The organism is Acinetobacter sp. YH18001 (assembly GCF_013416975.1).
GTDB lineage: Bacteria > Pseudomonadota > Gammaproteobacteria > Pseudomonadales > Moraxellaceae > Acinetobacter > Acinetobacter pseudolwoffii.
The window spans coordinates 55,010-68,571 of record NZ_VPEU01000010.1 but is presented as its reverse complement, the minus strand read 5'-3'; the positions used below and the strand labels follow the sequence as shown (position 1 = coordinate 68,571).

Genomic DNA, 13,562 nt, shown 5'->3' with positions numbered 1-13,562 from the left:
CTACGTGAGCGTAGTGACGAGTTGGAGAATCGTATTCTACGTGTGAAGTATTAATTGTAATACCACGTGCTTTTTCTTCTGGTGCAGAGTCGATTGCAGCGTAATCACGCGCTTCGCCACCGAATTTTTTCGCACATACAGTTGCAATCGCAGCTGTTAAAGTTGTTTTACCATGGTCGACGTGACCAATTGTGCCCACGTTAACGTGTGGCTTATTACGTTCAAACTTAGCCTTAGCCATGTTAATACTCCTCGTTTACGTCGAACACAATTCTGAGTAAAACCCAGTTCCGACATGTCGTTTTAAAAAACCAAATACCAAATACTTGAAAAGCAGACTAAATAGCCTGCTTCTGGAATATTGTGCAATAAAAATTGCTAAACTGTAATCTGGAGCTCTTATCGAGATTTGAACTCGAGACCTCTCCCTTACCAAGGGAGTGCTCTACCACTGAGCTATAAGAGCAAATATTAGCACTTCAATGGAGCGGGAGACGAGGGTCGAACTCGCGACATGCAGCTTGGAAGGCTACCGCTCTACCAACTGAGCTACTCCCGCACGATGTTGGTACAAACCACTTATTGAAGTATTAAAATTGGTGGTGAGGGAAGGATTCGAACCTTCGAAACTTTCGTAGCGGAGTTACAGTCCGCCCCCTTTGACCGCTCGGGAACCTCACCATTTTACACTTACATCAGTGCTGTTCTTTACTCAACCCTTGAAACTCTCTAAGATGGTGCCGGCACACGGATTCGAACTGTGGACCTACTGATTACAAGTCAGTTGCTCTACCAACTGAGCTATGCCGGCGTTTCTTAGTGTTTCGTACGTTTCGTATCGGAACGGTGTGCAGTTTAGCAAAACTCACAAACCATGCAAGTGTTTTTTTCAAAAAAAACCCCAAAAACTCATAAAATCAAACCATTTGATGATAATTCAACCGCTTTGATCACTGCGCGAGCTTTTATTTGGGTTTCATTCCATTCAGATTCGGGATTTGAGTCGGCAACCAGCCCTGCTCCGGCCTGAACATAGACCTTATTTTCACGGATCACACAGGTACGAATCGCAATCGACATGTCCATTTCACCATGCCAGCCTAAATAACCGACAGCGCCACCAAAAATTCCACGTTTTACCGGCTCAACTTCGTCAATAATTTCCATGGCACGAATTTTTGGTGCACCTGAAAGCGTACCGGCAGGGAAAGTTGCCTTGAAAACATCCAAGGCATCGACATCGTCACGCACTTCACCCTGTACATTCGAGACAATATGCATGACATGCGAATAACGTTCGATCACCATTTGATCAGTCACTTGAACTTTACCAATTTTTGCAATGCGTCCGACGTCATTGCGCCCCAAGTCAATCAGCATGACATGTTCGGCAATTTCTTTTTCATCAGAGAGCAAGTCTTGCTCAAGGGCCAGATCTTCTTCCTTGGTTTTGCCACGTGGTCGTGTGCCTGCTAAAGGACGCACTGTGGCAATGCCATTTTCCAAACGCGATAAAATTTCTGGTGATGAACCGACAATATGGAACGGTGTATTGTTTTCCAAGGTTTGCCCTTGTACCAGAAACAGATACGGCGAAGGATTCAGATGACGTAGCGCACGATAGACCTGTAAGGGATCACCATCGAAATCTGACACCATACGATGCCCGGGCACCACCTGCATCACATCGCCAGCACGAATATATTCTTTGACCTTTTCAACCGAGGCAATAAAGTTGTCATGTCCGGTTAGAGATTCAAAATGTGGTGGACTATGTTTTTCAGCTTTCAGGCTAATCGGTGTTGCCAGAATATTTTCTAATTCATTTAATTGTTCATGTGCTTTTTCATAAGCAATCGGGTCAGCTGCATCGGCATGCACAATCAGAAATAAGGTATCTTTTAAATTGTCAAAGACAATGACGGTTTTAGACAACATCATCCAGATATCAGGCAAGCCAACCGGATCTGCTTCAGGCACATTTTTGAGTTTGGGTTCAATATAACGTACAGCATCATAACCAAAGTAGCCCACCAGACCGCCAGTGAAGCTTGGCAATGCAGGCAAGTCCTGTTGGGTCGGCACTTTAAACTGAGCCTGAAAGTCACGAATATAGTGAAAAGGATCTGCACAGTGCTGCTTTTCAAGCGAGCCGTCCGCATGCTGTACCGTCAGTTCACCGGCATTACAGGAAAATACCGTAGATTCGCCCAGCCCAATAATCGAATAGCGTGCCCAGTTTTCTCCACCTTCGACAGATTCAAACAGATAAGCCTGCTGATGCTGCTTAAGACGCGCGAAAATAGAAAGTGGGGTATCCGTATCGGCCAGACGCTGACGGTACACTGGAATCAGGTTATAGCCTTGTGCAGCAAGTTGCTGGAATTGTGCTTGTGTGGTCATGCGGTTTTTCTCTTTAAATTGGGTTTACTCAGTGTATAAATAGACTTGAACTGAGCGACGCCATCGAAAAACCTGATCACTATTCATTTTATTTTCCTAACACCCTAATTAAGCAAGCAATTCACGTAGATCATCTACAATTTCTTGAGGATGACAGTCTGCTATATTTTCACCGTGATTATAGCCGTAGCTCACCACAATACAATCAATCCCGGCGCGACGTGCAGCCTCCACATCATTGGAAGAATCCCCGATCAGTAACACCTGTTCTTTCGTTACACCATACTGTTCGACACAGTGTAATAATTGACGCGGATGCGGTTTACGCTCGCTAAAACGGTCGCCACCAATGGTCTCGGCAAAATAATGTGCCATATCCAATGTCTCTAAAATAGCACAAGCAGGAAGCTCCGGCTTATTGGTGACGCAGATCAGGGTTTTGCCCTGCGCTTTGGCCCAGTCGAGAAACTTCAGAATTCCGGGAAATGGAACCGTGTCGACACAAGGATCGACATTATAAATATCCAGAAAAGTATTCAGCAGCTCCTGATGCTGTGCGGGTGTAACTTCACCGACCAGATGTAGCAATACACTTTCACAAAATATCGAGGTGCCCTTGCCCACCCAGGTACGAACCTGCTCTTCCGTGACCAAAGGCAATTGCAACACATTCAGGCTCATATTCATGGCACGATACAGGTCATGCGCCGAATCAACCAAAGTACCATCCAGATCAAACAAGATCAGTTCACGCTGTTCTAATTGTGCAATAGACATCCCGACCCTCTTTTATATTATTCGCAGCCACAAAAAAGGCATGCGCTGTGCATGCCTTGATTGTAACCAATCATCGGCTTATTTAAACATTACCCAAGCCATAATTGCCAAAATAATCAATACAATCACTGAAATCAAACCAACAGACACATTTTTCTGGGTTTCTTTTTCCTGCTCTACCCGTGACACAGGCTGCTCAACCGGCATTGGCGTAGGTTCTGGTTTCACTGCAGCAAGATCGACGCCTTCAGGAATCGGCGCTGGTTTTGGAATCCCGACATGGGTTGGCATGCCATCTCGGGTCAGCTGGACTGAGGCATCTCGCTGTGTCAGTTCCGGTATACCCTGCTCATTCATTTGTTGTGCTGGCGTTGGTTCAGTCACTTCAACCTGTGCCACGACTTTTTCTGCCGTGGCTTCTATTTCTGCTGGAACTTCTACCGCAGCCACAGGCGCCAACACGGAAAATTTCAGGCTGGCAAACTGAACGATATCATCCTGTTTTAATAACGTTTCCTGTGCAATCTGCACATCATTGACGAAAGTGCCATTCGATGATCCTAAGTCCTGTACCCAGAGCGCATCATCTTTGAGCAAGAAAGCAGCATGTTTGCGCGAGATCTCTGCGGCCTGCAACACAATGTCTGCGGCCTGATGACGTCCCACCAGCATATCACGGTCAATGCTAATCTCTTGCCCTGTCAAGTCACCTGTAATCGCGTGTATTTTCCAAGTCATGAATTTACTTCTCTTTTCTCTTTGACATTATCATAACATGCTGTTTGTTCATGCTACATCACTTAGCTTTTCGGTCTAAGTGTTGTGGTGGTCACGGTATTTTTACGCTTTTCGACGTGTTGTCCGGGTTGTGACTGCAACACAGGCTCAATCGCGACAGGCGTGACTACCACAGCAGCTGGCTGAGTCGGCACTGGAGCCGTCGGCACAGTTTGATAAGACGAATTTTGTAAAGGTGTTTTCGAAACCGGAATACGCTGTTGATAGACATCACCGACCTGTTCCGGCAGCTTGGCAAAATTACCATCAGCATCCAGGGCCAGTTGCAGACTATACAGTTGGCTATAACGTTGCTGGGTCAGTTTACTGACCTCATTTTTATCACCCACAATCGTTGGATGGATGAAGATCAGCAGATTACGTTTCTGATTAGATTTACCTTCAGAACGGAATAAACGCCCAAGACCAGGGATTGCGCCCAGACCCGGAACTGCCTGACGGCCATAACTGGTGTTATCCGAAATCAGACCACCCAGCACAATGGTTTGCCCATTTTCGGCCAGAATCGAAGTTTTAATCGCACGCTTGCTGGTTACCAGATCCTGCGCTTGTCCACGATCCCGATTAACAGCCGATACTTCCTGCTCCACTTCCAGACGCACCGTACCATCTTCACCAATATGCGGCACCACTTTTAAAGTGACCCCGACATCTTTACGTTCAATCGTGGTATAGGGATTGGCCACCCCAGCAGCGCCAGTTGAAACCGAACCTGTCACAAAGGGTACGTTTTCACCGACCACAATATAGGCTTCTTCGTTGTCCATAGTCACAATGGATGGCGTAGACAACAGATTGGACTTGGTGCTTTCTTTTAAGGCCTGAATCAGCGCACCATACAGACGGCGTGAACCATCACTGCCTTCACGATAATCGCCGAGCACCAACGAAGTCCCAGCTCCCACGGTACTTGCAGCACCTGCACCACCGCCGGTGAGATAACCGGCTGCCACATTTTTTAGGCTGGTACCAAAATTATCAAAGTTAATCAGCCCGATACCGCTACTGATATCTCCCAAGGCCCATTGCACCCCAAGCTGATCGGCATCTGTACCTTCTACTTCGATAATGGCAGCTTCAATCAGTACCTGTTGACGGCGAATATCCAGCTGATTAATTGCTGATTCGATTTCCCGCATCAATTGTGGATCGGCCTTAACCACCAAAGAGTTTTGCGTGGCATCGGCAATAATACTCACCCCGTTTGCGCTAAAGCTGCTAATTCCACCCTGCTCGGCGTTCATGCCGGTATTCAACTGAATAGCGGAGGAAGTATTATTTCCGCTGGTGTTGCTACTGTTGTTATTGTTTAAACTGTTATTCGAACTCAGGGAAGATGAACCCGAAGACGTGCCAGTGGAATTTGAACTACTGTTCACCGCCTGCCCTGTCACCAGTCCCTGCAAGATCTCTGCCAGATTCTTGGCACTGGCATATTTCAAACGAAAGACTTTCAAGCCGCCCAGACGGTCTGCCGCCGGCACATCCAGGGTTTCAATCATTTGACGCAGCCGCTTACGCGTCGTCGGATCACCTTTAATGATAATCCGGTTGGTGCGGGTATCTGCGATGACACGTACCCGCGAACCACGAACATCTTTGGCTGCACCCGTGGCTGTCATGGACTCGATCAGCTCGATCATTTCCTCGGCCTGACTCGATTGCAGACTGACCGCTTCCATATCATTTTGACCGGTGCCATCCAGATTACGAATGATGGTTTCCAGCTGATAAATATTATTGGCCCGATCTGATACGATCAGCGCATTGGTGCCCGGCACTGCTGCCAGATGGGCAAATTGCGGCATCAAAGGGCGCAGTGCTGGAATCAGATCATTCGGATTGGTATTTTCCAGCCACAATACCCGAGTCACGATCTGGTCACCACTGGCACGGCTTCTGGCATCATAGGGAATGCCCGAGCTTTTGACATTGCTGTCCGGTACCAGCTTGATGGTATTGCCCGAAGGAATCGCCACCACACCATTGACATTGAGCACACCTAAAAACAGGTCATAGACTTCATTTTTATTCAGTGCTTTATTGGAAATAACGGTAACATTACCACGCACCCGCGGATCGACTGCGAAGTTCTTGCCGGTAATGTCAGCCACTTCATTAATGAATGCGGTGAGGTCAGCATCCCGCAGGTTGATTTTCCAGGTTTGCGCATAACCCGCCGTACTGATCATTGCTATGAGCGGGGCGGCCACACAGCATGCCCATGCTGATCGATTATTATTAAATAAAGCCATAAACTTTTGTGTTTCCTAACCCTATGCGTGATGACACATCACTTCAAATCTTGTTGTATGGTCATCGTCTGATCACCACGTTTTATTTCGAGTTTGACCTGACCTTCACGTCGAGCCTGTTCCAGTAATTGCGCCTCGGTTTGCCCCTGCGACAGCGTCTGACCGTTTAAAGATAAAATACGGTCCCCCGGTCTTAAACCGAGTCGATTACGCAGTGCAACTGGTGTCCGGGAAGTGATTTCAAAGCCCCCATCCGACGCACTGACCCCCATATTCTGTAAATACTGATCCTTGTTTTCCTGCATCTGCTGGATTGCCCGACCGATTTCATTTTGAGCTGAAGGCAGATTTTGTGCTTCAGCTGCGCTATTCATAGCCGAAGATGGAGCAGACATCGTATTAGATGCTGGAGTTTCCGGCACGATCGGCTGATTCAAGCCATTTTCCAGACCCTTAAATAACACTTCTTGAGTGGCACCGGTTGCTCTGCGCAGAATGACCCGATCCCAATAGACCTCGGCCAGCTCAAAACCACTATTGCCCAGCATTTCTCCAACGCGATAACGATCCACCTGATCATTGACTTTCAGCACCGCAGAAGAGTTATAGCTTGGACTGGCAACCACCACGCCTTGCAAAAGAATATTGGCAGCTTCTGCTCCTGCTGCTGTTTGTCCACTTTCCTGAAACAGCGAAAATGCACTGATATTGGGGATTTGCGCCTGTTGTGAACCCAGTTCCACCCGATCCAGCTGCATAGCTTGAGGTGGCGCAATCAGCAACCAGAACATGGCCGCCAGTTTCCAGCATAAATATAGAATCAACAACAGCAACACGACAGGCGCAACACGATTGGCCTGTTTCAGATCGATATTTTTTAGATCGCCAAGAGAAATGGCCATTAGTTCAAACCTCCCATTAGGGGTTGGCGGGTACTAATCACATAAGTATCCAGACCAGCTTTACCTTCATAGGAGGGTGCATTCATTAAAAAGCGCTGGGTAAGCTGGATATCGAGCATCAGACTGGGATCAAGCTTGATATTCAGCATACGTTGCTCTCGGTTATCCCGAACGTCGAGTAAGAGCTGTCCGCTCTCATCTGCCAGTTGTCCGGTCATGGCCGGTACATTCATACGTTCCTGACGCTGGGCAAAGCTATAAATCAGCTCACCACCCGCCCATTGCATTTGCCCAGTCACCTGACTGAAGCCTTGTTCCTGTTTATATTTAAAATCCAGCTCTTTAAACTGAATAGCAGTCGCTGGCCATTGCCAGTCTGCCACTTTTTTTAAGGTTTCCGGCGCGAGCTGACCCTCAAGATTTTTGACGATCAAGGCTTTATTCAGCCCATAGCCCATAACCCCTGAAAGCTGAGTATTGCCGCTATGCAACTCAACATCTGCCCCAACTCGCAGCAATAGCAAGTCCAATGGCCGTACTTTCCAGTTCAGGCTGCCCCGCAAATTACCTTTTTTCCAGTCAGCACTGCCCTGCCAGATATTCCCGTTTACATTGTGCAAGGCCTGATTATTTTTATAAAATTTTGAAATCAACCAGGCAGCTGGCACTTGCAGGATCACAAAGACAAAAAACGCCACAAGCGCAAGGATGAACCATCTTAAAGTTTTAGGTTTATTGCTCATCCCACCACGACCAATATCTCAAGTCTAAATCCCCATTTATAATGTTTTCCTTATACAGACACATTATGCACACTTTTTTCCCAACGCCAATTCATAGATATAAAAAAACCAAGCAATCATGCTTGGTTCAGCAATCTTAGACTGTCTGTATGACAGCCTAATGACGAGATCAAATCGAGGCTTAGATCAAGAAATCTTCAAGCTTGGCACCTTTGTCCAGCTCTGCCACCAACCAGCGCGGCTGCTTGCCACGACCCGTCCAGGTATCATCTGGGTTGCTTTTGCTACGATAACGTGGCTCTACCGATTTACGTGATGATTTCTTGCGTTTAGACGCGCCAAATTCAAGTAACTGTTCAACCGTCATACCTACTTTGTCAGCAACGGCCAAGATTTGCTGATAAGCATCTTCGATCTCTTGGTCTTTTTTTGAAGCAATCAGTGATTCTGCTTCGGCTTGTAAACGCTTTAACTCTTCTACTGATAAATGAGTAATATCTGGCATAATGCTCTCCGATTAAATAATATTATTTGTTTTGTTAAATAATACCCCATCATATTTATATTAAATAAAACATTCAATATAAATATTTAAATCAATAACAATAAAGTTTAGAAATAATGACAAAATTAAATAATCAATTCATTTTTTAGATTTCATGTCCGGCTGTTAATTCAAGTGCTTCGATTTTCTTTCGGATATGTTCTGGAATTTGAGTTTTCTGCAGGGTTTTTTGATCAATACAAACAATAACCGCTTCAGAAGTTGCCACTATACTTTGCTGTTTTTCACTCCATAATAAATAATGCATGCGGAATGCACTATTTCGAATCTCTTCAATACGTGCTGCAATTTTTAAATGATCTGGAAAAACCACCGGTTTTAAATAACGGCACTGATTTGAAGAGACCACCGTAGAGACCGATTCATTCAGTAAATCCAATGCATTCAGATAAGCCAGACGTGCATTTTCTATATAACGATAATACATGGCATTATTCACATGACCCAATGCATCCATGTCTCCCCATGCCACACTCTGTGCATAAACCACTGGATATTGTTGTAATTCTGACATGATGATTCTCAAATTTTAATTTCGATAAAGTTTACATTGGACTCAAATACTGCATTTAACTGCTGGAGCAAGTCTTCACGGTCTTGTAAGGCCGCTTTAATTCTCAAATAACTCATACGAATATCATCAGGATATAAGTCAAGCAAATGCTGGGCTTCCTCTGTATAACTGGTGGCCTGTAACACATGCCATTTTGCAAAACTCAAAATCGGTAATGCCGGATACTTGGTTTCCCAATGCGAAATCTGCTGTGCAATATGATCATAATCCGGATTCTGCCGTAACAATTGCTGTTGAAACCACAAATAAAATACGTCCTGATTAAATTGTTGCTCTAATAAATGAATTGCCATTGTTTCATGTTCGGCACTCATTTCAGGTATTCTGAATAATAATTTCAACCATAATAACTTGACTGTATAGTCACGATCAAATACTTGCTTTTTTAAATCTAAATAACGCTGTTGTAAATAAATTAAATCATCTTGTGTGGCTTGATCATAGGCCAATAATAATTGTTCAAGCCATATTTTTTTTACTTCTTGTTCTAAATGTCCATATTTAGTCGAGCGTAAATATAACCAGGGAAACTGTAGGGCAAATACGCCCCATAATGTGGTGAGTCGCTGTTCATAGGCTGGTTTCACCTGTATTAACCATGGTGATAATTCATGCTGATTTAAAAATTCTAAATGGGTCAGTGCTTGCTCACCGTGCTGTTGCGATAAATAAATTTCAATTCGCTGCAATTCTGCCAACTCAAATGCCATCGGGTTAGACTGATTTAAAGCAGTCAAGGCATCTGTATATTGCTGTTGCCCCCAAGATAATCGTGCATCAATAATATGTTTGAGTAAGCCCGACTTGCTAAAAGACTGCTGAATAAAATCCCGTTGATCCTGAGCTGCATTTAATAACCAGATTACAGCCAGTTGTTCATAAGGATGTAAATGGGCAAAACTAAATACGGTTTCATTTTTACGCTGTTCACGGCTGCGATACTGTTTGATCGCGTACCAGAGGCAATGAATCAGAAAACTGAACGTGACCAGTGAGGCCGCCAAAAACCACAGGCTAGTTTGTAACTGCCACTCACGCCAATATAAATAGACATAGCCGCCCCCATGCCCATAACTCAGGATGCTCAGCCCCGCTATACCCAGTAGGCAGATAAATAAATAGGCCAGCAAAATCTGTTTCATAAGCAATTAGCCAACTAAGGTGCGTGTATTTAATAAAGGCGTCGGAGTGACCGGTGTGGCCTTGATTTGATGCAACTGCTGAATCCAGTACTGACTACGTGCATCCGGTAATTGCTCCAAGACATCAATCACCGCATTCAACGCTTGCTGAAAGGCGACAGATTGATCTTGCTGCAACGTATTTTGTGCAATGAGCAAGCGCAACTGAGCTTCTTTCAATACCAGATGCCGTTGCATTAATACGGTACTCGGCTGCTCTGCAGCTTCGATCTGAATCCAGCGCTGCCAGAAAGAGCGTTGAGTTTCCAAACTTTGAAGATGCGGAGCCTGAATTTCTTTTTCAATTTCAGCATCCATCTGCATCAATACTTCTTTTAATTTATTTTGCTGCACCAAGCGACTATTGACGAATTTTTTCAGCATGTCCTGATCTTTCGCAATTACTTGCTGCAGACTACTGACCAAGGCAGGCGCCAAAACATACTCATCCAACTCATTCTGCAGGTGGTTTAGTTTTTCAATGGCGGTGGCATATTGTTGCTGTTGCAGTGCAAATTCAATCAGATCCAGCTGCTGTTGTACGAGAGCAATATCATTCTGCATGTCAGCAGTTAGCACTGCAGCTGCTGCCTGAGCTGAGGGAGTGCCTGCATTTTGCTGCTGGGCGGTAAACTGGCGTTTTAATGCCACAAACTGATCATTGAGATTGGCATTTTGCTGCTGCAACTGTTTAACACCTTGATGAAGTCCAGTCTGCGCTGCATTGAGAACATAAAGGTCATAGCTGAGTTTGATGAGCCACACCACACTCAAAATGAAAAATACAATAAATAGTTTCTTCATGCGTTCCCTAGTATCAGTCTCATTTTTTGCAAGATCGTATTCGCCTCTAAATCATCAATTTGCACAAATTCAAACCCTGCCTGATGCTGCTGTTGATATTCCCCAAGAAGAGTGGCCAAACGCGGCCCCAAAACCAAATAACGGGCCTGATGCATTAAATCCGAGTTATCCTGCATTAATGTCAGCCAGTTTAACCAGCTTGCTTCACTGCTGATTAGCACGGCAAAGCGCTGCTGCGCTTCAAGCAATGCCAGGTTTTCTGCCAAAATTATTGCTGTGCTTGCGGGGCATTGCCGCCGATATAAAATAAAATTCAAAATTTTGATATTATTTGCGCGCAGATGATCCATCATAAATTGACGGCCGCCTTCTCCGCGCCAGAAGGCCACAGCTGAGCCAGCAGGCAGTTGCCTTAACACGGGTAATTGCAACATGCCTTCCGAAGTTTCAAGTTCAGGCACATGACTTTGAATACCATAACCAGCCAGCGCCTGCTCAGTGGCTTTACCCACCGCCACCCATTGCACATCTGCCAAGCGCGATAAGATAATTTCCGCTTGCTGTAAATATTGCATGCCAATCTGGGCGGCAGTCGGACTGACCACCACAATGATTTTGGCCTGATCCAGCTGGCGATACAAGCGTAACAGCTCGTCGGAATAAGGCTGTGCGTGCAATTCCAGCAAAGGCAATTCTAGTACAGAAATCTGCGCTGCCTGTAACTGCTGAGTCAAACCCGCAGCACGCTCACTCGGACGGGTATTAATCAGTAACATCAGTTTGAATAAAGTGCTTTCAGCAACTCGCCTGCACCTTGATCGAGTAAATTTTTGGCCAATTCCACCCCTAACTGTTCAGCTTCTGCAATTTTTCCAGTGTGCTGTGCACGCAGCAAAACCGTTCCATCAACACTGCCAACGCGACCTTCGATTGAAATCACATCATTCTGGAGCGTGGCATAGCCGGCAATCGGCACCTGACATCCGCCTTCCAGATAGGCATTAAAGGCACGCTCAGCACGCACGCAGGCATCCGTTTCTGCATGTAATAATGGCTGAATCAAGTCCAGTACCGCCTGATCATGGGTACGGCATTCCAGCCCCAGTGCACCTTGACCTACGGCCGGTAGACTGATTTCAGGAGTCAGAGTATGACGAATACGTTCTGCCAGACCTAAACGTTTCAAACCGGCACTGGCCAGAATAATCGCATCATACTGACCGGCATCCAGCTTGGACAAACGTGTACCGACATTCCCGCGCAAATCAATGATTTCGAGATCAGGACGCTGTTTTAAAATCTGGGTTTTACGGCGCAAACTGGAAGTGCCCACTTTGGCGCCCTGTGGCAATTCATCAAAGCTGGCATAGGTATTCGAGACAAAGGCATCCAGTGGATCTTCACGCTCACAGATCACCGCAAGGCTCAGCCCTTCCGGCAATGCCATCGGTACATCCTTCATGGAATGTACGGCCAGATCGGCACGGCCATCGAGTAAAGCAGCTTCTAATTCTTTTACAAATAGACCTTTACCACCAATTTTGGCCAGCGGCGTATCTAGGATTTTATCGCCCTGTGTAACAAAAGTGACTAACTCGACCTGCAAACCAGCGTGCAAATCTTGTAGGCGCGCACGGATATGTTCCGCTTGCCAAAGCGCAAGTGGACTTTGTCGAGTTGCAATTTTTAGGGTCTTCATAAATTTCAATAACAGTAAATGAGAACAATAGTCTAAACTTAACCTGCTCACTTTAAAATGCAAGTGAATTTATACAAGTTTCAACTGAATGCTCTCATTGATTCCTGCTATAGCTTTTGAATCCGATCCCTTAAAAATGGCAAATGTCGCCGACTGACCGCTAAACGGTCGTCCAGCTCACGACAACGCACCTGATACTGACCTGAACTGACCACTTCCAGACCATCCAGATAATTCACCGAGATCAAGGCATTACGATGAATCCGGATAAACTGGTTCCCAAACTCCTGCTCTAGCTCCTTTAAGGTTTCATCAATCAGTACACTGCCGTTTTTATGACGTACAGTGACATATTTCTGATCCGCCAGAAAATAATAGATATTTTCAACTGGCACCAATTCGACACCACGATAGGTCTTTGCCGCAATCTGCTGGCGGCTGATATTGATTTCGTCCATATTTTCTTTTTGTTTTAGTTGGCTCATCTGAGCTTGGGTAAGTTTAGTTAAGTGCTCCAAAACCTGTGCCAATTCCTGTTGCATCACGGGTTTAAGCAAGTAGCCTTCGGCATTTGATTTAAATGCATCCAGCGCATGTTGGTCATAGGCCGTACAAAAGATAATTGCCGGCATCGGGTCCAGCTGACGCAAATACTGCGCACAAGCAAGGCCATTCATTTCAGGCATTTGAATATCTAATAGTATGACATCGGGTTCGTATTGGTGAGCCAGATCAATCGCTTGACGACCATGACTTGCAGTCGCCACCACATCATGCCCCAGCTGAGAGACTAAACGTGATAATCGCTCGACAGCCAAAGGCTCATCATCACAAATCAGGATGTCCATTGCTCCTCCTTAC

14 protein-coding genes and 4 tRNA genes are annotated in these 13,562 nt (G+C 45.6%); all 18 read right to left on the bottom strand.

What is annotated here, in order from left to right; all coding sequences use genetic code 11:
- Positions 1 to 241: GTP-binding protein (locus tag FTV48_RS05530; RefSeq protein WP_257220114.1), on the bottom strand; the 241-nt coding region annotated here is incomplete at its 3' end.
- A gap of 150 nt (positions 242 to 391) precedes the next feature.
- Positions 392 to 466: transfer RNA gene (locus tag FTV48_RS05525), tRNA-Thr, on the bottom strand.
- A gap of 17 nt (positions 467 to 483) precedes the next feature.
- Positions 484 to 559, bottom strand: a tRNA-Gly gene (locus FTV48_RS05520).
- A 38-nt stretch (positions 560 to 597) separates the two neighbouring features.
- A tRNA-Tyr gene (locus tag FTV48_RS05515) sits at positions 598 to 681 on the bottom strand.
- A 54-nt stretch (positions 682 to 735) separates the two neighbouring features.
- Positions 736 to 811, bottom strand: a tRNA-Thr gene (locus tag FTV48_RS05510).
- Positions 812 to 909: 98 nt separating this feature from the next.
- Positions 910 to 2,403 (bottom strand): anthranilate synthase component I, encoded by a 1,494-nt coding sequence (gene trpE / locus FTV48_RS05505; RefSeq protein WP_100534486.1) that lies wholly within the window; start codon positions 2,401 to 2,403, stop codon positions 910 to 912.
- Positions 2,404 to 2,511: 108 nt separating this feature from the next.
- Complete coding sequence (gene gph, locus FTV48_RS05500) at positions 2,512 to 3,180, bottom strand: phosphoglycolate phosphatase (RefSeq protein WP_100329455.1); 669 nt, start codon at positions 3,178 to 3,180, stop codon at positions 2,512 to 2,514.
- 78 nt (positions 3,181 to 3,258) lie between these two features.
- A complete protein-coding gene (locus tag FTV48_RS05495; RefSeq protein WP_005095259.1) occupies positions 3,259 to 3,918 on the bottom strand; it encodes an FHA domain-containing protein in 660 nt (219 codons plus the stop codon).
- Between the two features lie 62 nt (positions 3,919 to 3,980).
- Positions 3,981 to 6,233 (bottom strand): type II secretion system secretin GspD, encoded by a 2,253-nt coding sequence (gene gspD / locus FTV48_RS05490; RefSeq protein WP_179999630.1) that lies wholly within the window; start codon positions 6,231 to 6,233, stop codon positions 3,981 to 3,983.
- A gap of 38 nt (positions 6,234 to 6,271) precedes the next feature.
- Positions 6,272 to 7,135 carry a type II secretion system protein N gene (locus FTV48_RS05485; RefSeq protein WP_179999628.1) on the bottom strand — a complete coding sequence of 288 codons (864 nt, stop codon included), beginning with the start codon at positions 7,133 to 7,135 and terminating at the stop codon, positions 6,272 to 6,274.
- Positions 7,135 to 7,878 carry a type II secretion system protein N gene (gene gspN / locus FTV48_RS05480; protein ID WP_074383926.1) on the bottom strand — a complete coding sequence of 248 codons (744 nt, stop codon included), beginning with the start codon at positions 7,876 to 7,878 and terminating at the stop codon, positions 7,135 to 7,137. Before gspN ends, FTV48_RS05485 begins: the two co-directional genes overlap by 1 nt.
- A gap of 181 nt (positions 7,879 to 8,059) precedes the next feature.
- A complete protein-coding gene (locus FTV48_RS05475) occupies positions 8,060 to 8,386 on the bottom strand; it encodes an H-NS family nucleoid-associated regulatory protein (RefSeq protein ID WP_167381258.1) in 327 nt (108 codons plus the stop codon).
- Between the two features lie 142 nt (positions 8,387 to 8,528).
- Complete coding sequence (locus FTV48_RS05470; protein ID WP_100354888.1) at positions 8,529 to 8,957, bottom strand: thioesterase family protein; 429 nt, start codon at positions 8,955 to 8,957, stop codon at positions 8,529 to 8,531.
- Positions 8,958 to 8,965: 8 nt separating this feature from the next.
- Positions 8,966 to 10,159: a heme biosynthesis protein HemY gene (locus FTV48_RS05465; RefSeq protein ID WP_179999625.1), complete on the bottom strand. Its 1,194-nt coding sequence runs from the start codon at positions 10,157 to 10,159 to the stop codon at positions 8,966 to 8,968.
- A 6-nt stretch (positions 10,160 to 10,165) separates the two neighbouring features.
- A complete protein-coding gene (locus tag FTV48_RS05460) occupies positions 10,166 to 11,002 on the bottom strand; it encodes a hypothetical protein (protein WP_179999623.1) in 837 nt (278 codons plus the stop codon).
- On the bottom strand, positions 10,999 to 11,778 hold the full coding sequence (locus FTV48_RS05455; RefSeq protein WP_100354891.1) for a uroporphyrinogen-III synthase: 780 nt from the start codon (positions 11,776 to 11,778) through the stop codon (positions 10,999 to 11,001). The genes FTV48_RS05460 and FTV48_RS05455 overlap by 4 nt, the downstream gene beginning before the upstream one ends.
- A complete protein-coding gene (hemC, locus tag FTV48_RS05450; RefSeq protein WP_005095241.1) occupies positions 11,778 to 12,701 on the bottom strand; it encodes a hydroxymethylbilane synthase in 924 nt (307 codons plus the stop codon). Before hemC ends, FTV48_RS05455 begins: the two co-directional genes overlap by 1 nt.
- A gap of 107 nt (positions 12,702 to 12,808) precedes the next feature.
- The gene (locus FTV48_RS05445; protein ID WP_005095238.1) at positions 12,809 to 13,549 is read right to left on the bottom strand and encodes a LytTR family DNA-binding domain-containing protein; all 741 of its coding nucleotides are present in this window, start codon (positions 13,547 to 13,549) and stop codon (positions 12,809 to 12,811) included.
- Between the last annotated feature and the right edge of the window lie 13 nt (positions 13,550 to 13,562).